Annotated in this window: 12 protein-coding genes; 7 read left to right on the top strand and 5 right to left on the bottom strand. The window is 59.2% G+C overall.

Annotated features, from left to right (window positions below; all coding sequences use genetic code 11):
• A partial coding sequence (locus ACQ4MY_RS25470) for an integrase core domain-containing protein (RefSeq protein WP_440096864.1) occupies nucleotides 1–101 on the top strand: 101 nt, incomplete at its 5' end.
• A 49-nt stretch (nucleotides 102–150) separates the two neighbouring features.
• Here ACQ4MY_RS25470 and ACQ4MY_RS25465 read toward each other — a convergent pair.
• Complete coding sequence (locus ACQ4MY_RS25465; RefSeq protein ID WP_440096862.1) at nucleotides 151–7,281, bottom strand: TcdA/TcdB pore-forming domain-containing protein; 7,131 nt, start codon at nucleotides 7,279–7,281, stop codon at nucleotides 151–153.
• A 288-nt stretch (nucleotides 7,282–7,569) separates the two neighbouring features.
• Between ACQ4MY_RS25465 and ACQ4MY_RS25460 the strand changes: the two genes are divergently transcribed.
• The 4 genes from ACQ4MY_RS25460 to ACQ4MY_RS25445 all read left to right on the top strand — a co-directional run bounded on the left by ACQ4MY_RS25460 (nucleotide 7,570) and on the right by ACQ4MY_RS25445 (nucleotide 11,964).
• Complete coding sequence (locus tag ACQ4MY_RS25460; protein ID WP_440096861.1) at nucleotides 7,570–8,382, top strand: alpha/beta fold hydrolase; 813 nt, start codon at nucleotides 7,570–7,572, stop codon at nucleotides 8,380–8,382.
• 296 nt (nucleotides 8,383–8,678) lie between these two features.
• Nucleotides 8,679–9,950, top strand: a complete 1,272-nt coding sequence (gene codB / locus ACQ4MY_RS25455) for a cytosine permease (RefSeq protein WP_440096860.1) — start codon at nucleotides 8,679–8,681, stop codon at nucleotides 9,948–9,950.
• Between the two features lie 15 nt (nucleotides 9,951–9,965).
• A complete protein-coding gene (codA, locus tag ACQ4MY_RS25450) occupies nucleotides 9,966–11,201 on the top strand; it encodes a cytosine deaminase (protein WP_008085402.1) in 1,236 nt (411 codons plus the stop codon).
• 115 nt (nucleotides 11,202–11,316) lie between these two features.
• Nucleotides 11,317–11,964, top strand: a complete 648-nt coding sequence (locus ACQ4MY_RS25445) for a carboxymuconolactone decarboxylase family protein (RefSeq protein WP_440096859.1) — start codon at nucleotides 11,317–11,319, stop codon at nucleotides 11,962–11,964.
• Nucleotides 11,965–13,295: 1,331 nt separating this feature from the next.
• Here ACQ4MY_RS25445 and ACQ4MY_RS25440 read toward each other — a convergent pair.
• The gene (locus tag ACQ4MY_RS25440) at nucleotides 13,296–14,276 is read right to left on the bottom strand and encodes a diaminopimelate epimerase (RefSeq protein WP_440096858.1); all 981 of its coding nucleotides are present in this window, start codon (nucleotides 14,274–14,276) and stop codon (nucleotides 13,296–13,298) included.
• A 239-nt stretch (nucleotides 14,277–14,515) separates the two neighbouring features.
• Between ACQ4MY_RS25440 and ACQ4MY_RS25435 the strand changes: the two genes are divergently transcribed.
• Nucleotides 14,516–15,667: an MFS transporter gene (locus ACQ4MY_RS25435; protein WP_440096857.1), complete on the top strand. Its 1,152-nt coding sequence runs from the start codon at nucleotides 14,516–14,518 to the stop codon at nucleotides 15,665–15,667.
• A gap of 144 nt (nucleotides 15,668–15,811) precedes the next feature.
• Here ACQ4MY_RS25435 and ACQ4MY_RS25430 read toward each other — a convergent pair whose 3' ends face one another.
• The 3 genes from ACQ4MY_RS25430 to ACQ4MY_RS25420 all read right to left on the bottom strand — a co-directional run bounded on the left by ACQ4MY_RS25430 (nucleotide 15,812) and on the right by ACQ4MY_RS25420 (nucleotide 19,900).
• Complete coding sequence (locus ACQ4MY_RS25430) at nucleotides 15,812–18,238, bottom strand: TonB-dependent siderophore receptor (RefSeq protein WP_440096856.1); 2,427 nt, start codon at nucleotides 18,236–18,238, stop codon at nucleotides 15,812–15,814.
• A 98-nt stretch (nucleotides 18,239–18,336) separates the two neighbouring features.
• On the bottom strand, nucleotides 18,337–19,320 hold the full coding sequence (locus ACQ4MY_RS25425) for a FecR family protein (RefSeq protein WP_440096855.1): 984 nt from the start codon (nucleotides 19,318–19,320) through the stop codon (nucleotides 18,337–18,339).
• Between the two features lie 88 nt (nucleotides 19,321–19,408).
• Entirely contained in the window at nucleotides 19,409–19,900 is a 492-nt protein-coding gene (locus ACQ4MY_RS25420) for a sigma-70 family RNA polymerase sigma factor (protein ID WP_008085382.1), read from the bottom strand.
• A 495-nt stretch (nucleotides 19,901–20,395) separates the two neighbouring features.
• On the opposite strand from ACQ4MY_RS25420, the gene ACQ4MY_RS25415 reads away from it, so the two are divergent.
• Nucleotides 20,396–20,797, top strand: a complete 402-nt coding sequence (locus ACQ4MY_RS25415) for a PaaI family thioesterase (protein ID WP_008085380.1) — start codon at nucleotides 20,396–20,398, stop codon at nucleotides 20,795–20,797.
• The last annotated feature ends 4 nt before the right edge of the window (nucleotides 20,798–20,801 follow it).

The raw sequence follows: 20,801 nt of genomic DNA, 5'->3' as shown, positions 1-20,801 counted from the left end.
CCATCCGGATGGTGGACGAGTCGGTGCAGATCTATAACAACGAGCGACCTCATCTGTCGCTGAAATACAAAACGCCCGATGCGGTGCATCGGGCGTTTTGAGACTGAAACAGGTGTAAACCTATTTCAGGACTAGACACGCTCACAGCGTTCATGCGCTGAGTGCGTCGATCACCGTCTTCAACTCGAGGGTCGCCCCTGCTTCCTGCGTTCGCCGCAGTGCCGTCATGAGTTGCTCGACATTCAAACGCTGCTCCTGCCCTTCGATGACCATACGCAAGAACATCGGTACACGCGATTCTTGATCCTGCGGCTCGACGTCGCGCACGATCAGGGTATGCGCATTGTCCGGATCGATCAGCATCAAGTGCCCTTGCGCTTCGGACAACAGCAGTCGCTCGTTGCCGGCCATCTCCAACACCAATGTGTGCTCGACCGATACCCCGTCATCAGCCGCACGCCGACGATCCAGCACAATACACTCCAGTCGCTGCCAGGCCTCTTGCGACACGCGGCTGGTCTGCGTCAACGAGCCGAAAGCAAGGATCAGCGTCTCGACACCGTCGAGCAACAAGGGCTGCAAGTCACTGATCTCTACAGAGCTGTCCAGCGTGAGCACCTCGCCCACGCGGCCGGCATGGCTGTCGGTGAGCCAGATGTAATCCCTTGATCCGCGATTGAAAACCAGATTGTCCTGCGGGTCGAACAGCAGCGTTTCCTGCTGTTTCTTGACACCCAACAGCGCTGACCACTGCCCGTCGGGTCGTGCGCTGACCTCATACAAATGATCCTGATCCGCAACGTAGTAGGTGTAGCGCCCGCCGCTGCTTTCAACCGGCAATATCGGCGCGTGAGCATGGCCTGCCAGCAGAGCCTTCAGACGTTCGCGCAACGACAAACCGGAGTCTCTGGCTTGAGACCATTGATTTTCCACACTGACGATGCGTGCAGGTTGTCGATCCAATAGCTCCAGGTTCACGCCTTCACGCGTTCGCCCCCGCAACCCCTGGCCGTCAGCGACCACCTCGACAAACGCCCACTCGGACCAGACTTTTTCTGCCGCTGGCAGTCGTTCCGGCGCCAGCAGTCGTGTGCCAGTGGCAAACACCTCTCGCAGATCTTTTAACGAGCCCGTCGCCTGACGATAGAGTTGCCCTGCCTCGATATCCAGTAACCATGCCGCCTGGCCATCCGGGGTCAGACTGAGCAACGCCAGTTCTTTGCCGGGGCTGACCTGGCTCACTAACAGTTGACTGTCGACACACCAGGCCGCGAGCAACGTGCCATGGCTGAAACCCGCCAGGCCAATCACGGGAATGGGGTGCTTGCCATGCTGCTCGACCAGCGCAGGCAGTGCCCCCAGCCAGTCCGTGTGTTGTTCGAGCCAGCGCTTGCCGACGCCAATAAAGGTCAGCACGGCATTTTTATCGACCTCGAACAGTTGGCCATCGGCTTTCGTCAGGATGTAGCGTCCTGCCGAATGAGTCAGCTCTATCACGTTGCTTTCGATGACTTCATCCAGTGCGGTGTCATAGCCTGAAGGATTGGAAAAAACCCGTAGCAGTTGCTTGTGGGTCACATCGTAGATCAGCATCGCGTCACTGGCCGACTCGTCCCACATCAGCATGATTCGCTGCACCGGTTCCTGAGCGAGCTGATCGTCATTCACATAGAACCTGGCGTCACTCAAACGCAGCCAGCCCGACAGGATCGCCGTGTTGTCGGCATACCCACGCAGCCCCACAAACGGCGCGGAGGTCCAGGTACTCATCGGTATATCCACAGCGATAATTTCATCCAGTTGCGGGTCAGGTTGGCGGAATCGATCCAACGGTGCCTTCCAGTACGCCTGCATGCCGACCGCTTCATTCCATTGACTTTCATAAGCGTTGATATGAAAGAAGGTGATCGTATTGGCAGAGATCAGATATTCCAGGGTGTAGCGGGTGGTCTCGTCCCGGGTTTTTTCCTGGACGACGCGCAGCTTTCCATCAGCGGTCAACTCACAGCCGATGATGGTCGAACCTTTCCGCGGACTCAGCAGACGATAGGCGTGCCTGATGAGACCGGTGCTGACGTCGACGCGCCATACCGTTGCGTGCGCGGGGTGATAGAACCACGCCTGCTGACCCGAGACCGCGCCCAATACAACGCCCTCAAGCAACGAGGCCGGAAGGTTGCGCACGTACAGCACTCGGTTCTCGGCCACGTCGTAATAACCGGTGGTGTAGTGCACATCGGATTCACGGTTGAAGGGGACAATGAAGTGATGCAGCGCCACGTAACCGTTTGCCAGCCGGTTGGCCTGCGCAAGCGCACGCAGGCGCGTCAACACCAGCGCCATGTCGACCGGTTCATCGCTGCTTTCAGCCGTGCGCTTGTTCAGCGTGACAGACAATAACTGCCAAGTGTTTTTCTCACGATCAAACTGAAAGCGTTCGCCCCCCTTGAGCTGGAGGAAACCTTTGAAGCCGGTGATTCTGACTCCGTCGACGAGCAGATCATCGCCCTCGAATCCGACCTGTTTTTCACTCGCCCAAGGGGCACTGATCAACCAGCTCACGTCATTGAAGGGATCGTACTTCGCCAAGCGTACCGCGACGATCCCCGGGGTCAGTCTGAGCTGATAGACCCCGGATTGGCCGGTGATGTCGTAACTGATGAGCTGATGCCATTCCTTCGGCAATTCGGGAATAACCAACTGCCGGGCCTGTTCATCGAGCTTCACCGTGATGGCGGTCGGCTTGTTGACGGGGAGCAGTTTGTAAAGGATGTGCGGCAGTGAGGGCGTGGAGAAAAACTTGAACCGCTGATCCGGGTCAGGCCAGGCAAATTCCAGCGTCTGCTTCCAGTCATCGAGAATGTTCGGAAACGAGGTGCTGATCGCCTCGATGCCACCCTTGTACGCGGGCCTGCCCTCGTAGACCGTCTGGTAGGTTCGCAGACGCAAGAAAAGATCCTCGTCCGGCCCATGCCCGGATGACCCTAACTGGTATTCATAACCGTAGTAACAAAGCGGTGTGCAGGGCAGCACGACGGCGTGGATTTGCCGCTCACTGTTGCCGGCGAATTCAAAGCTGTCCGCGCGGCCAAGCGCCTCGCGAATATTGATGGCCCGGTGCATGTCCTCCGGTTTCGCGCTGTAATCAGGCAGCCCCAGCGTCGAGAAATTCGCTGGGAAAAACTTCTGACTGTCGAACCTTATCCGGCGCGCCTGTAAATCCAGCTCGGTGATGACCGCTTCAACCGCAAACCTCAATACCCCGTCCTGACATTCGACACCCTCCTGCCCATAGGCTTCGTGAATCATGAACAGGTGCCGGCCAACGGCCCGGGCCTTGTCGCTGATCTGCCCCAGGTTGCTGGCAATCGCTGTGAAGCCGATGCCGAGCCCCAGCAACGGCACTGCCAGAAACGACGCCACCGTACCCACCGTTCCGCCAACCGCCAATGCGGTCAGGTCAAGTCCGAGCGCCGCCACGTTGAACACCAGCTGGGTGGTAAGTCGCGACCGCTCTTCATCATTGTTTGCCAGCGTCAGGCCATGGATGTCGAAGCCAATGTTGACCAGCGAAAAGCCGATCCCGACGCCGGTCGAGACCCGCCCGAGCAACCGTCCCGACAAAGAAGCATGTTGTTTGACCAACGCCTCTTCGCTGGCCGCCACCTGCCGTACCAGGTTGATCATCTGCACCGAATCCGTCACCACGCCATAAGCCAGTTGCGCGTAACTCACATAAACTTGCACCTGCATGGCGATAGACAACGCCGGCACTGAACCCGCCTTTTGCTGATACTCGCGACTGCGCATTTCTGTCACCAGTGTCTGGATCGCAAAGGCGAAACTCAGCCGACTGCCACCCTCTCCCGCTCCAGGACCGCCGGCATTGCCGGAGACCGCATCGACCAGTTGCTGAATATGCTTTTTGATTTTGATGAAACGCGTATCGGCGGTAGTGACAAGGACCGTTTTTGCGGGATTGAGCGCGTCCACCATCGTCAGGCTGAAGCCCTGCGCTACGCTGCCCTTGACGGTATCGAGCAAGGGCAGGTATTCGCCGCTCAGGGCGTATTTGTCACGCAGTTGTGTGGTCGCCAGATCGAGTTCACGCGTGAGGTAACGAGCATCCAGTTGTGACAGGCTTTCGCCCATTCGCGCGTTTTCCGAGAGCTGGCGTGTACGCAGCGTGGCCTGTTTATCCCACACGCCGACGGTCTGATCACCGGCAATCGGCGCGCTCTCCAGCAGACTGCCGACTTGCAGACTTGAAGGCAGCACTGTTTCAGCGATAGCGGCGGCGTTCAGTTCAACCACCCTGAACTGCAAGTCGGTCGCATCGGCCAGCCCATACAACCCGGCCAATTCAGCGCCGTCGCGCCGCAAATGGTCTTCGATACCTTGCTGCATCAACGCGCCCTGAGCAAAACCATACACCGCAAAATTCGGTTCGAAGAAGCGATAGCTGGTGTTGTCGCCCGTCACGACTTTGGCCACCAGCAACGCGTGGCTACCGGTATCAAGCAACAGAACGGCGGTGTCTGTTTTCGCTTCGAGGGTTTGCATGATCGCTGGCAGATCGTGCTGCCCCAACAGCGTGCCGACCTCGAACAAGCGCACATCACTCAGATCGTCCAGTGCCGACAGCAAGGCACGGGAATCGGCTTCGTGCGCGTCCAGGCTGGCATTGGCGATCCGGCCGATAACGGCGCGCTCGGCACCCTCGCCACGGCTGAATGCTGCAGCCATGAGCAATGCCAGGGGATAACAGCGACGGCCGGGATCACCCGGCGAGTGCACCAGAAACGCCTGCGGCAATTGCCGGACAGACACCGCGCCACGGCTGAAAAACTGTTCACGGACACTCGCGGCATATTTAAGAATCCGCGTGCGGTATTCCCATTGCGCGGTGCTGTTGATTTGCGCAATGCGCTGGCCCCATTGCTTGAGGGTCATGGGTTCAGTCAACGCCAGTGCCTTGAGCGCATGGGCGCTCTGGTTGCCTGGCTTGGCCTGGCGCGCCAACGCTGCCTGGAAAGCCTGCGGCTGACGCGTCAGCAAGACTTTTTCGATCGCTTTGAAGCGCGCGAAAACGCCACCGTCGGCGGTTTCACTGGCAAGTGCTTGCGCCGCTTGCCAGGCATCGGCAAATCCTGCGGCATCCAGAGTCTGTGCACCAAACAGTCCGCCGACGATAGCCCGATGCAACGGACTCAATTGCTCAAGCGGCAGCGAACCACGCTCCAGGTGCACCAGCAGCTCATTGAGATTACGCGGATGCTGCGCCCCGATGGATTGGGGTATTTCGTCGATCGTCTGATTGAGTATCTGCCGGCGTTCATCGAGGCTCAGACTGGCATTGCTCTCGAACACCACATCACCCGTGAGCTTGTCGGTCATGGCGCGGATAAAGGGGTCGCCCAGATCATCGATCAGGCGTTGAACAATCGCGGTCACCAGCACCGGCTTGCCCTCGATCACCGGCCAGCCGCGCTTGAAGGTCAGCGTATTGCCGGGTTTAAGCAGTTCATGCAGATTGCCGGTGTAACGCGCTTTGAATTTGCCGTCGCGCCAGGCTTGTTGTTCGTTTTGCACCCATACAGAGTTGCCGTCAGCGCGTTCAATCCAGCCACTGATCAACTCCTCCTCAGTCGCGGTGTTATAGCCCTCTTGCAGGTATTGCGACGCCTGGATTTCTGAGGCACCGCGGGTTGTGTATTGATAATCCGTGAATAAACGAGACGCCACCAATAGCGCTCCCGGCCCGGTCAAGGCGATGGTGCCTCCGGCGCCAGGCACCACACCATCACGATGGTAACCGTCAATGGCACTGATGATGCTTCCTTCATAAGTCTGCCAGATCTGCTTTAACGCGACGTTTCCGGAAAAAGGAAAGTCCACCTCACCCAACATGTTTTGAATAACACCAAAACTGCTCTCATCACTCCACGCTCGCCCGGTTTTATCCAAGTGAAGTTCTACCGCTTCAATCACATTGTAGTAATAACGAATCAGTTCCAGGGTGGCGCTGGTCATCCCCGCCCGCGGATGCGCAGCGATATACGCATTCATCAATTTCGGCGCAACATCACCTGTTGGCGGGTTAGAGGCCCCCATACCCAACATATCGCCAGAAGCAGCCTGGCGTATGAGGGGCGCAAAAATTCGATCAAGGGGCGGGTTACTTTCTGCAAACGCTTCAAGTGGGGGGAGGTACTCTTTCGGAATATGCTTTTTCAGATTCTTGTATCGACTTGCGTCGCGACCCGGCATTAATTGCCGATTGTGATCAAGTAATAATTGCAGGACACCTGAGCGAGCCTCATGGCTTAACGTTGAAAGATCAACTCCGCCCATTTCGCTGACCAATGGCGGTAAGTAGTCAAGGTCGCTGTAGGTACCGCCCTCCTGATAGACAGCTTGCAAACGCACCAGATCAGAAGCGGCTGCAAAGTTACCCCTCAAGGAAATTTCACGGTCATAAGCAGACCACAGGAAATGCGATGCGAATTCCTCTCGGGCATTGCGCAATCGCACACGGTCGTCGGCCATGTCCAGATGGCTTTGCAGGTACCGTTTGCGCGCAGCGAGCAGTTGCGACTTATCCTGGGCAAACGCCTCGACCAGAAACTCGATACGTGCCTCGTCAGCACCAAGGCCGCGCCGTTGCGCCTGGTGGATGAAATCAAACGCCTGACGCCGCAGTACGGCCAGTCGTTCTTCATAGAGCTGGCCGAGCGCAACTCTGGAAATCGGTTGGTCGCCACCCGAGCGCATGGCATCTGCCTTGGCCGCCTGAATGAGCGTGCGACTGACATCGAAAGCCATCAACGCGTCCGGGTCGTACCAGATATTGAAAGTGAAACCTTCGGGAGCCCGGGCTTTCCAGATGTTGAAGTAATCGCGCTGGTTGGCGCCAAACATGGCACCGCCCACCCAGACAAAATGCATCTGGCTGGGCACCTCTGTTGCAGAAAGTGTCACTGTGTTCTGCAGACGCCGATGGTATTCATCAACTTTATTGCGCAAGTAGCCAATGCCTTCATCGTTAGAGCCTCGCCCTAACGTCTGCAGTGTTTCCTTCAACAGACTTATGACCTGGAACATACCCTCTGACGTTTCCTGTACCTGCGCAGCGGCGTAATACCGGAGCGCCGCCTCGTATTGCTCGGTACCGTGAAAGGCTGACAGAACTGCTTTAAATCCCACAGGATCAACAAAGGTGTGCCATTCCTGATGTTCACTGTTAACGAACTGCTCTAAAGCCATTTTCAATAAATCCATTTAATATGAAACAAGAAAACATTGACCCACGGTTTGTCGCCACCTACTGGCAACGAGACCGACACGGCAAATGCAGAACTAAAACAAAACTACTCAGCCTGAGCAAAAACAGCAAAAACAATACATCACAGATCATTACTGACATATTCAATGAACAATGAACATTTCCAGACAAACACTACTGAACAATGAACTTGCGTGACCTGACATCCAACACTTGATAAAACTTCAACACGCCAGCCTTGATTGATTATGCTAGTGGCTGAAAAACGCGAGGAGGACAGCCCCATGACGAACGGATTGCTGGATCAAGTCTTCGACTTCAACGGTCAGCCGGTGTGGCATGCGGTCCGTGGCGACGGCCCGCCGCTGGTGTTCGTGCATGGCACGCCCTTCTCGTCCTGTGTGTGGCATCGCATCGCGCCCTTCTTTTTCGCCACGCATCGTGTGCACTGCTTCGATCTGCTCGGTTATGGGCGCTCTGCAAAACCCGACGCCGATGTCTCCCTTGGCGTACAAAATCAATTGTTGGCGCAGTTACTCGATCACTGGGCTATTCAAAACCCCGACGTCGTTGCTCACGACTTTGGCGGTGCCACGGCGCTGCGCACGCACCTGCTCAACGGCAAGGATTACCGCAGCCTGACGCTGATCGATCCGGTGGCGCTGACGCCGTGGGGGTCGCCGTTCGTGCAGCATGTGCGTCAGCATGAGGCGGCATTCAGCGGCCTGCCCGATTACATCCAGCGCGCCATCGTGCCGACCTACATTCGCGGGGCGATTCACCGGGCGATTCCTGACGACGAACTCGCACCCTACGTTGAGCCATGGCTCGGCGATCCGGGGCAAGCGGCGTTCTATCGGCAGATTGCGCAGATGGACGAGCGCTATACCCGTGAAGCAGAAAACTTGTATCCGAGCATCCGCTGCCCGGTACAGATTCTCTGGGGTGAGCAGGATCAGTGGATCCCCATCGAGCGTGGCCGAGCGTTACATAAAATGATCCCGGGATCACAATTCCACCCGATTCCCAACGCCGGCCACCTCGTCCAGGAAGACGCTCCCGAGGCCATCGTCGCCGCCCTGCTGCGCTTTCTCTGACCTTGATCGTTCCCACGCTCTGCGTGGGAATGCCTCAACGGACGCTCCGCGTTCGGCTTTGGGTGGGACGCGGAGCGTCCCGGGCTGCATTCCCACGCAGAGCGTGGGAACGAGCAAAAAACAAAATCAAAAGATCGCAGCCTTCGGCAGCTCCTACATTGGGCTTGGGGGTGTTCGGGTGCACTGTTTTCGCGCCGACTGGCGTGTCTCGTCTATACATAACCCGCGCCACCCGGCATTTGGCACGACCACTGCAACCCTCCCCCGCGTCTTCCCTTTTCAGCAAGGACCGCCCCATGACGCAGCACGCCTCCGGCAACGATTACCCCCTCAGCGAAGTACCGATGCATGCGCGTAAAGGCCTGGCCTCGACGGCGATGGTGTTACTGGGCTTCACGTTTTTCACCGCGACCATGTTTGCCGGCGGCAAGCTCGGCGTGGCGTTCAGTTTCGGCGAGATGATGGCGGTGATCATCGTCGGCAACCTGCTGCTTGGGTTGTATGCCGCAGGTTTGGGTTACATCGCCTTCAAAAGCGGCCTCAATTCGGTGTTGATGGGGCGTTTTTGCTTCGGCGAAGTCGGCAGCAAACTCAGTGACTTGATCCTCGGTTTCACCCAGATCGGCTGGTACGCCTGGGGCACTGCCACGGCTGCGGTGGTGCTCGGCAAATACTTCGAGCTCGATGAGGGCACCGTGCTCGGGCTGATGGTGCTGTTCGGTCTGGTGTTCTGTGCCACGGCTTACGTCGGTTATCGTGGGCTGGAGATTCTGTCGTACATCGCGGTGCCGGCGATGATGTTGCTGCTGATGCTGTCGATGTGGGTGGCGACAGTGAAAGTCGGCGGCTTCGAGGGTTTGCTCAGCGTCGTGCCAAGTGGTTCGCTGGACTGGTCGACGGCGATTACTTTGGTATTCGGCACCTTCGTCAGCGGCGCAACTCAGGCGACCAACTGGACGCGCTTCTCGCGCTCAGCGCGGGTCGCGGTGCTGGCCAGCCTGATCGGTTTTTTCATCGGCAACGGTTTGATGGTGCTGATCGGCGCGTACGGCGCCATCGTCTATCAACAACCCGACGTGGTTGAAGTGCTGCTCCTGCAAGGTTTCGCCATGGCCGCGATGGCCATGCTGTTGCTGAACATCTGGAGCACTCAGGACAACACCATCTACAACTTTGCCGTCGCCGGTTGCAACCTGCTGCGCACCGGCCGGCGCAAAACCGTGACCCTCGCCGGTGCGGTGATCGGCACCCTGCTCGCCCTGCTCGGCATGTACGACATGCTGGTGCCGTACCTGATTCTGCTCGGCACAGTGATTCCACCGATTGGCGGGGTGATCATGGCGGACTTCTTCTACCGCTGGCGCGGGCGTTATCCGCGCCTGGCCGACGCACGGCTGCCGGCGTTCAACTGGCCGGGCCTGGGGGCTTACGCGGTCGGTACCGTCGCCGCGTTCAGCTCGCCATGGGTCGCGCCGCTGGTAGGGATCGCTGCTGCCGCGCTAACGTATGTCATCGTCACCGGCGCGCTCGGCGCTCGCAGCGCGGCCGCGCCACTACAAGACTTATAAAAAAGGATTCGCCTGATGCACATCATCAACGCCCGTTTGCGCAACCAGGAAGGTTTGCACGAATTGCACCTTGAAGACGGCCTGATCCGCAGCATCGCCCGGCAGACCGAAGCGCCGACACTGGGCCCCGACGACCTCGACGCCGGCGGCAATCTGGTGGTGCCGCCCTTCGTCGAGCCGCACATTCACCTCGACGCCACCCTCACCGCTGGCGAACCGCGCTGGAACATGAGCGGCACGCTGTTTGAGGGCATCGAGTGCTGGGGCGAGCGCAAGGTCACCATCACCGAAGAAGACACCAAGACCCGCGCCAAAAAAACCATTCAGACCCTGGCCGCGCACGGCATTCAGCACGTGCGCACCCACGTCGACGTCACTGATCCGCAACTCACCGCACTGAAAGCCATGCTTGAAGTGCGCGAGGAAAGCCGTCACCTGATCGACCTGCAAATCGTCGCGTTCCCACAGGAAGGCATCGAGTCGTTCCGCAATGGCCGCGAGTTGATGGAAGAGTCGATTCGCATGGGTGCTGACGTGGTTGGCGGCATTCCGCATTTCGAATACACCCGCGATCAAGGCGTCAGTTCAGTGAAGTTTCTGATGGATCTGGCCGAGCGCACCGGTTGCCTGGTCGACGTGCATTGCGACGAGACCGACGACCCGCACTCACGCTTCCTCGAAGTACTCGCCGAAGAAGCACGCAGCCGCGACATGGGTGCCCTCGTCACCGCCAGCCACACCACAGCGATGGGTTCTTATGACAACGCTTACTGCGCGAAACTGTTCCGTCTGCTCGGGCATTCCGGGATCAGTTTTGTCTCCTGCCCAACCGAAAGCATCCACCTGCAAGGGCGCTTCGACAACTTCCCGAAACGCCGTGGCGTCACCCGGGTGAACGAGTTGCTCGAAGCCGGGATGAACGTGTGTTTCGGTCAGGATTCCATCGTCGATCCGTGGTATCCGCTGGGCAACGGCAACATCCTCCGAGTGCTTGAGGCCGGGCTGCACATCTGCCACATGCTCGGTTATCGCAACCTGCAAAGTGCGCTGGACTTGGTCACTGACAACAGCGCCAAAGCCATGCACCTGGGCGAGCGCTATGGGCTGGAACAGGGGCGCCCGGCGAACCTGCTGATTCTGTCGGCGGACAGTGATTATGAGGTGATCCGCAGCCAGGGTTTGCCGCTGTATTCGATTCGCAACGGCAAAGTGCTGATGAAACGGCAGATGCCGGTGGTGGAGTTCGTCTAAGGTGAAGAAACCGGCGTCGCCATGACGCCGGCCCCCCCCTGCGATGGATGCTCCTTCATGCTGAAGTCGTGCGTAGTTGATTAGCCGCCATCCTCAATTACTTGAGGATTTTCCAATGAACCACACACCCTCGCCCATGGCCTCGCTGTACCACGAAGGCCGACAGACGTTTACCGAACTTGTACCCGACGGCGGCGCTCGGCTCGATGCGCTGTTTCACACCGTGCCCGCGCTGGGTGAATTGGCGGTTGGCGTGGTTTACGGGCATTTGCACGCGCGCCCTGGCCTCGATCCGCGCCTGCGGGAAGCGGTGTCGTTTGCAGCCATTGTGGCGTCGGGCATGGTCGGCCCGCCATTGAGTGTGCATCTGAAGACAGGGCTGGCCTCGGGGTTGGCCCCCGGTGAAATGACTGAGGTGCTGTTGCAGGCCTCGGCATTCGCGGGGTTTGCGCGGGCGGTGAGTGCGGCGGAACAACTCAATCGGCTGTTCGACGAGTCTGGGTTGGCATCACCGCCGGCACCGACACCCCATGAAATCGCGTTGGAATTCTGTGAGCAAGTGCGCGGCGGGCACGCGCCGATGCCGGTCAGTGCAGCCGTGAAACGCCTGTTGAAACATGCGCGGCAGCTGGCATTGCAGGCCAGTTCGGCGCACGCGGTGATTGTTGAATGTTTCGAGGATGAGCCGTCGCCCCGCGCATTGCTGCGGCTAGAGGTGCAGGGTGAGCAGGTGGTGGCGGTGACGTTGTTCAAGGCGCACTGACGAGGTGTCCTGGCGTGCCCCATCGCTGGCAAGCCAGGCTCCCACAGGGTTTGGGGGGTGAACACAAAAACCCGGTACACCAATAATCCCCTGTAGGAGTGAGCCTGCTCGCGATAGCGGACCACCCTTCAAATCATATGTTGCCTGACTCACCGCAATCGCGAGCAGGCTCACTCCTACAATGGTTCAGAGGTGCACACAAATAATGTGGTCGCCGCAAAACCCTGTGGGAGGCCAGTTCGGCGCACCCGGTGATTGTTGAATGTTTCGAGGATGAGCCGTCACCCCGCGCATTGCTGCGGCTAGAGGTGCAGGGTGAGCAGGTGGTGTCGGTGACGTTGTTCAAGGCGCACTGACGAGGTGTCCTGGCGTGCCCCATCGCTGGCAAGCCAGGCTCCCACAGGGTTTGGGGGGGAACACAAAAACCCGGTACACCAATAATCCCATGTAGGAGTGAGCCTGCTCGCGATAGCGGACCACCCTTCAAATCATAGGTTGCCTGACTCACCGCAATCGCGAGCAGGCTCACTCCTACAATGGTTCAGAGGTGCACACAAATAATGTGGTCGCCGCAAAACCCTGTGGGAGGCCAGTTCGGCGCACGCGGTGATTGTTGAATGTTTCGAGGATGAGCCGTCGCCCCGCGCATTGCTGCGGCTAGAGGTGCAGGGTGAGCAGGTGGTGTCGGTGACGTTGTTCAAGGCGCACTGACGAGGTGTCCTGGCGGGCCCCATCGCTGGCAAGCCAGGCTCCCACAGGGTTTGGGGGGTGAACACAAAAACCCGGTACACCAATAATCCACTGTAGGAGTGAGCCTGCTCGCGATAGCGGACCACCCTTCAAATCATATGTTGCCTGACTCACCGCCATCGCGAGCAGGCTCACTCCTACAATGGTTCAGAGGTGCACACAAATAATGTGGTCGCCGCAAAACCCTGTGGGAGGCCAGTTCGGCGCACGCGGTGATTGTTGAATGTTTCGAGGATGAGCCGTCGCCCCGCGCATTGCTGCGGCTAGAGATGCAGGGTGAGCAGGTGGTGTCGGTGACGTTGTTCAAGGCGCACTGACGAGGTGTCCTGGCGGGCCCCATCGCTGGCAAGCCAGGCTCCCACAGGGTTTGGGGGGTGAACACAAAAAACCCGGGACACCAATAATCCACTGTAGGAATGAGCCTGCTCGCGATAGCGGACCACCCTTCAAATCATACGTTGCCTGACTCACCGCCATCGCGAGCAGGCTCACTCCTACAATGGTTCAGCGGTGTACACAAATAATGTGGTCGCCGCAAAACCCTGTGGGAGCCTGACTTGCCAGCGATGGCGATTGTGAATTCAGCCGATCAACCGCGCCGTACCAAACAACCTGACGCGCACCCGCTCGCCGTCGATTGCTTCCAGCAGAATCGGTGCCGTGCCACCGGGCATGATCACCTGCACTTCTCCGGCTTCGACCCAACCCACCCGCCATGCCGCACACGCTACCGCACTGGCGCTGGTGCCTGAGGACGCGGTCGGCCCTTCGCCACGCTCGAAGACTCGCGCGATGATTCGCTGCGCAGACTCACGCACCGCCCATTGCAGATTGACGCCCGCCGGACACGGTTCGCCAGCGCCGGTCGGCATGGCGTAGGCGATTTTCGTCAGGGCTTGGTTCAGCGGCGACGCACGCATATGTTCGTTGCTCGGCAGCGCCGCGCCGTCACTGAGCAATGTCACGCAATGGGGATTGCCGATACGTACGAACTGGCTGTGTTGCCAGACCGGGTTGAGTGTTGCCAACGGCTGAATTCTGCAAACCTTCCGGCCATTGAAATCAACATTTTCAACGCTCTGCGCATCCACCGCACGCGGCCCGAAATCCGCTTGACCGAGGTCGAGCCAGAAGCCTTTCACGCCTTCGACTTCGGCAGGCTTCACCGAGGTCTCCACCGCGTCACCTTTATCGTGGTGAACACGCAACAACGCGCCCTGCTCTGCCAGCAAACCTTGCTCGGTCAGCGCCTGGGAAAATATCGTCAGACCGTTGCCACTGCGTTCGGCGAGGGTGCCATCGGTGTTGACGATCAACACATCGAACGGCGGCGAGGTCTGGAACGGGCCGATCAGCAGGCCGTCGCTGCGGTGGGATTTGCTGTTGGCTGGGCGCTTGCCATCGGGCCAGTCGCAGCAGCGTTTGATAGCGGCCTCAGTCCAGGACTGGCGCAAGGATGCGCACTCGGCAGCGCTGGCAGGCAGATCAATGCCCGCCTCGCGCAGTGCCTGCGGCGAAACCACACCGTAGATATTGCCCCGCGCATCATAAAACTGCGTCATCACTCGTAATCCCTGCAACCGAAAAAACCCACTGTAAACCGCATTCCCCTGTAGGAGCTGCGGAACGCTGCGATCTTTTGATTCTGATCTTGAAAACAAAGATCAAAAGATCGCAGCGTGCCGCAGCTCCTACAGGAGAAGGTAGGATGTCGTCTGTACTTCCTCGAATGACGGGCGATCGAACCTCGACGCCGTATCACTGTCCTTCGGGGACGCGAAGTTTTTTGCCAAGGATTGATATGACCAGCCTCAACGCCCAAGACACCTTCGTCCCCGGACGCCTGCAACAGATGTCCACGCGCATCGCCTTTTTCATTGCCGGGCTCGGCATCGCCGCGTGGGCGCCGTTGGTGCCGTACGCCAAGGCGCGCGCCGGACTGGATGAGGGCACGCTCGGTCTGTTGCTGTTGTGCCTGGGGGTCGGTTCGATTCTGGCGATGCCGCTGGCGGGGATTCTCGCGACGCGTTTCGGCTGCCGGCGCGTGGCCACGGGCGGCACGCTGCTGATCTGCGCGGCGTTGCCGTTGCTGGCGACGGTGTCGTCGATCCCGGCGTTGATTGCCACGTTGTTCATGTTCGGCGCCGGACTTGGCACGGTGGATTCGACGGTCAACCTGCAAGCGGTGATCGTCGAACGGGCCAGCGGCAAGAACATGATGTCGGGCTTTCACGGCTTGTTCAGCCTCGGCGGAATCGTCGGCGCGGCGGGCGTCAGCGCCTTGCTCGGCCTTGGCTTGACGCCGCTCACCGCCATGCTGGTGGTGGTCGTGGTGCTGATCGCCGCGCTGTGCAAATGCGTGCCGCACATGTTGCCCTACGGCAGTGAAAGCTCGGGCCCGGCTTTTGCCATTCCCCACGGCATCGTGCTGTTCATCGGCGGGATGTGCTTTATCGTCTTTCTCACCGAAGGCGCGGCGCTGGATTGGAGCGCGGTGTTTCTGGCGCAGGAACGCGGGATCGACACGGCCTATGCCGGATTGGGTTACGCGGCATTCGCGTTGACCATGACGGCGGGACGCTTGATGGGTGACCGGATTGTGCGGATCGTCGGTGCCACGCGGATCATTCTGTTTGGCGGGCTGCTGGCGGCGGGCGGTTTGTTTCTGGCGACGTTCGCACCGAGCTGGGAAGCGGCGCTGGTCGGTTATGCGCTGGTCGGCGCCGGCTGTTCGAACATCGTACCGGTGCTGTACACGGCGGTTGGCAAACAGACGGTGATGCCGGAAAGCATCGCGGTGCCGGCGATTACCACGCTGGGCTATGCGGGGATTCTGGCGGGGCCGGCGGTGATCGGCTTTGTCGCGCATGCCAGCAGTTTGAGTTTTGCCTTTGGCTTGATGGCGGTGCTGCTGGTTGCCGTCGCGATTGGCGGGAAAGTCTTGAAAGTCTGAAGCAAAAGATCGCAGCCTGCGGCAGCTCCTACATGAGATCATTCCCACGCTCTGCGTGGGAATGCCTCAATGGACGCTCCGCGTCCGCTTTTGGACGCAGAGCGTCCCGGGCTGCATTCCCACGCGGAGCGTGGGAACGATCAGTTAAAAACCAACACTCGCCTGCACAAAGAACGTGCGCGGCGCCCCCACGTACATCCCCGAATTGTTATCGCTGGAGCGGGTGAAATACTGCTTGTCGAAAACGTTCTTCACCCCCGCGCCGAGCTTCAGGTTCGACACCTGCGGCCCGAAGTCATAGCCGCCACGCACGTTCCAGGTCACGTAACCGGGAATATCGCCGTACTGCCCGTCCGCCGTGCCTTCGGTGATGTAGTTGCCGTTGAAGCTGCCATCGGCATTCACCCCGGTACCCGGCGAACGCTGTTTCGACTGGGCGAAACCGTCGATGTTGTAGGTCCAGCGGTTGATGTCATAACGCAAACCCACCGTCGCCACCTGGCGCGAATAGAACGGCAGATCCCGGCCCTTGAAGCCCGCAATCTCGCCCTCATAGGTCGCGCGGGTGTAAGTAAAACCGGCGTTGGCGGTCAGACCATCAAGGCGCGGATCCAGCGCCGCCATGTCGTAATGCACCGACGCTTCAAGGCCCTGATGCTTGGTCGCCCCCAGGTTGGTCCAGCCGACGTCGTTGCTGATGTATTGCAGTTCGTCATCGAAGTCGATGTAGAACAGCGTCACTTCCCCGCCCCACACATCGTCGTTGTAGCGTGTGCCGATTTCGTAGGTCTTGGCCTTTTCCGGCTCCAGGCCGTTGGCGGTCTGATCACCCGAACCGCCCTGCCCCAGTTGAAAATACTGCAGACTGCCGAACGAGGTTTCGTAATTGGCGAACAGTTTCCAGGCGTCCGACAGGTGATACATCACGCTCAGCGCCGGCAGCGGTTCATTGCTTTCGATGCTGCGGTTTTTCTCCGGCACGCGTTTGCCGGCGGTGTCGAGCACGGCGCGGTCGTGCCAGTCAGTGCTGATGTGTTCGAAGCGAATGCCGGGTGTGATCGTCCAGTTGCCAACGTCAATCTTATTGTCGACGTAGACCGAGTTAGCCTCGGTGCCGCCGGTACGATCCTGGAACACATGACCGTCAGACGTCGGCGTAAGCACCGGCTGATTGTTGACCAGCGCCAGACGACTCGACTGCTCGTGCATCGCCTCTTTCAAATAGCGATAACCGACGCTGACTTCCTGGCTGGTCGGGCCGACATCGAAGACCCGCGATACCCGTGGTTCGATGCCCAGCGTGTAGTAGGAACGCGGGTACGAGCTGAGGGTTTTCTGGTCGCGGGCGGCGATGGTGCTGCCGCGAAAACTGTCGGTGTAGTAGGTCAGCACTTCGGCCTGGGTGCGCTCGTCAATCTGGCGAATCCACTTGAACGACACGTCTTTGCGGCGACCGCTGAATTGGTCGTAGTCGCGCACCGAGTCGTACGGTTTGTCGTCGTACTGCTTTTGCGTCAGACCGCCGGGCATGTCGGCGCTGGCGTCGTAGTAATGGAAGTTGAGGCTGAAATCATCCTGATCGGTCGGCGCCCAGTGAGTCTTGAGCAGCACGTCGTCGATGTCGTTGCCGTTGTTGCGCTCGCGGTAACCGTTGCCATTGACGCCGGAATACAACAGCGCCACGCCCATGCCGTTGTCGGCAGTGCCGCCAAGGAACGCGGTGTCGATGTGTTTCCAGCCGCCGTACTGGGTGGTTTCCAGGGTGGTGCCGATTTCACCGGTGGCTTTCTCCGGAATCGCGCGGGTAACGAAGTTGATCACGCCACCAACGTTCTGCGGCCCATAACGTACCGAACCGGCGCCACGGACGACGTCGATGCTGTCGAGGTTGCCCGAGGAAATCGGCGCCATCGACAGTTGCGGCTGGCCGTAAGGGGCGAACGCGGCGGGCACGCCGTCGATCAAGACAGTCGAGCGCGGCGACAGGCGCGAGGTCAGGCCACGCACACCGACGTTGAGGGAAATATCGCTGCCGCCGGTACCGTTGTTGTCCTGCACCTGCACGCCCGGCACACGCTTGAGCACGTCGCTGACGTTCATCGCCCCTTGCTCGACCATCGCTTCGCGGCGAATCACCGTGCGTGCGCCGGGGTGGTTTTGCACCACGGCGGCGTTGGCATCACCGAGCCAGTCGCCGACCACTTTGATGTCGGTGACGCCCAGTTCCAGCGGGCCGTTGCCGGCGGCGGAAGTCGTCGCGGGCGACAGTGTTACCGAACCTTCGTTGATCTGATAATCGAGACCACTGCCTTGCAGCAACTGGCGCAGCGCTTGTTCCGGCGATATGTCGCCATCGACCGCCGGGGCCTGTTTGCCGGCAACCAGATCGGGGCTGAAAAACACTTGCAGCGAAGTTTGCTGGCCCAGCTCACTCAGGGCCTGCCCCAACGGCTGGGCGCGGATATGAATCGCTTCGCCGGCAAAAGCCAGCGGCATCGCCGCATTGACCGCCAGCGCGAGGGCCAGCGGTAACCAAGGGGATTTTTTATTGTGGGCAGTGGTGGTTTTCACGTCGTACGTAGTCCTGTGGATCGCAAGAGTGTGCGGCTGTTAATGCAAACCAGTTGCAGTTGAACAGGAAGACGATGAACTCGAAAAAAACCTGAATTTTATTTTGAAATTATTTCCTGGCTGCCGTCCGCATGGGTGCGAACCGCCACCGGCAGGATGCTTGGCAAGGCTTTGAGCAAGGCCTCGGTGTTATCGGATTTGAACACGCTGGTCAGGCGCAGACTGGCCACCGCAGGGTTGCTGACCGTCAGCGGCTTCTCACGATAACGTGACACTTCGGCGACTACTTCGCTGAGGCTGGCATTGTTGAAGACCAGTTTGCCGCTGCGCCACGCGGTCAGTTCCGCTGGGTTGACCGCATAGGCTGCGGCGACTTTGCCCTGCGCATCAACGTAAGTGCCGAGGCCGGCAGTCAGACTTATGAATTCATTGTCCGGCGCATTGTGCCCCTGCACTTTCACCGTGCCCTGCTCCACCGCCACGCGGGTTTGCGTGACGTCGCGACGCACATCGAATCGCGTGCCGGTGACCGTCACCTTGCCGCTGCCGGCCTCGACCACGAACGGTCGTGAGGTATCGTGCTCGACGCTGAACATCGCCTCGCCTTCGCTCAATTCAATCAACCGGCGATCTTTTTCAAAGCGCACCTGCAAGCGGCTGCGACTGTTCAGATCGATCACCGAACCGTCCGGCAGCGCTACGTGTTTGCGCTCGCCCAACGCCGTGCTGAATTCGGCGCTATAACCGCCCGGATGATTCAAACCGCTGAACAAGCCGAGACCGAGTGCCACCGCCACCACACTGGCGGCCACGGCATAACGCAACAACGGCCGCCGTTCGCGGCGCGGCGGCGGCGTTTCAACCAGCGCTTTGAGGCGCGGCGCCGGCAACAAATCAGCCGCTGTCCACAGCCCCTGCAGCAACTGAAATTCATCGCGGTGTTGCGGATGTTCGTTCAACCAGACGTCGAAGCGCTGCTGCTCGTCGGCACTCACGGCCGGCTCCTGCAAACGCACAAACCAGCGCGCCGCGTCATCGCGCACCGTGGTTTGCCCGCACGCGCAATCACGAGTATCCATCATGGAATGTCCTGTCCGGCCGGGAATATAAAGACACACAACCCCCCGTAGGAGCTGCCGAAGGCTGCGATCTTTTCAACATCACACCCCATCACGACTGCAACCCATCGAGTCGATCACGCAAATGCCGCAGGGTGCGGATCATATACTTTTCGACCATGTTCTTGGACAACCCCAGGCGATCGGCGATTTCCGCCTGGGTCAGCCCTTCGATCTTCTGCCAGACAAAAATCTTCCGGCAGTTGACCGGCAGTTCGCCGAGCGCCCGTTCGATGGAATCGGCCAACTGGATCGCATGCATGTAATGCTCCGGGTCGCCGGACGACGACGCACTGTGATCGATCGCCTCCGACTCCATGGCGCCTCGCCGATCCTCACGTCGGTAACCGTCGACCGCGATATTACGCGCCGTCTGGTGCAAATACGCCCGGGGTTGCTGCACCGCCGCCGAATCGGATTCGAGCACCCGCAAAAAAGTGTCGTGCGCCAGATCCTCGGCCTGCGCACGATTGCGCAGGCGCCGAGTCCAGGTGCCGATCAACTCTTCGTAATGCTCGAAAAAGCCGGGTCTGCGGGGACGCATGGGGGTATGGGTGGTGCGCTGAGGAAAGGGGCGTGAATAGTAATGCTTCCTATTAAGCCCGGCAAATCATTCCAGCCTGGTGGCGACTGTCGCATCCAGAAATGATCGCCTTGCACCTGAGTTAGAGCGGTCGCGCTTTCAACGCTAAAGAACAACAGGCAAACCGATTTGACAAGCCCGGATCCGCTGCTACGTTCATGCGACTGCTTAATATCATGGACGATAAAATGACCGTCACCCCGCTCAACAGAGGATCGATCAGCTTGGCAGGCGCTCGCTATGACGCCGCCGCTATCGTTCTTCGTCGTGGTCTGTCCATAGACCAAAGCTTGCTCAGCGCTATCAATCGTCCACTCACCAGATCGCCGGCGTTGCGCACTGCAGTTCGTCGCCGACTTCTTCCCTGAACAATCAACAGGCTATTAGCCTGCGCATTACCGTGATCCAGAAAAATATAAAAACCCATGTGCTTATTAAAATAAAAAGGAGCGCGAAATGGATATTCCGCACAATTTCGAACCGTTGTTCAGAACCAGTCCCTTCCTCGATCTGCTCGGTCCGTTCTTTTATCGCAAAGATGCCGAAGGCTTGACCATTGGCATTCGTGTAGAAGAAAAACACACCAATGCGCGCGGACTCGCCCATGGCGGGTTGTTCATGGCGCTGGCGGATGTTGCCTTGGGCTACAACACCGCTTTCTCGAAAAATCCCCCGCTCAAACTCGTCACCACGACACTCACCACCGACTTTGCCGGCTCGGCCAAGATCGGCGACTGGCTGGAAGCCAGCGTTGACATTCAAAAGACCGGCAGCCGCCTGGTGTTCGCCAATAGCTATATCAGCGTTGGCGAAGAGCGAGTGGTGCGGGCCAGTGCGTCTTTTCTAGTCGTCAGTTGAGGCG

Origin of the sequence: Pseudomonas sp. SM4, assembly GCF_051913165.1 — a bacterium.
In the GTDB taxonomy this organism is placed as follows: domain Bacteria; phylum Pseudomonadota; class Gammaproteobacteria; order Pseudomonadales; family Pseudomonadaceae; genus Aquipseudomonas.
The sequence above is the reverse complement of the archived record's forward strand: the minus strand, read 5'-3'. Positions and strand labels throughout refer to the sequence as shown.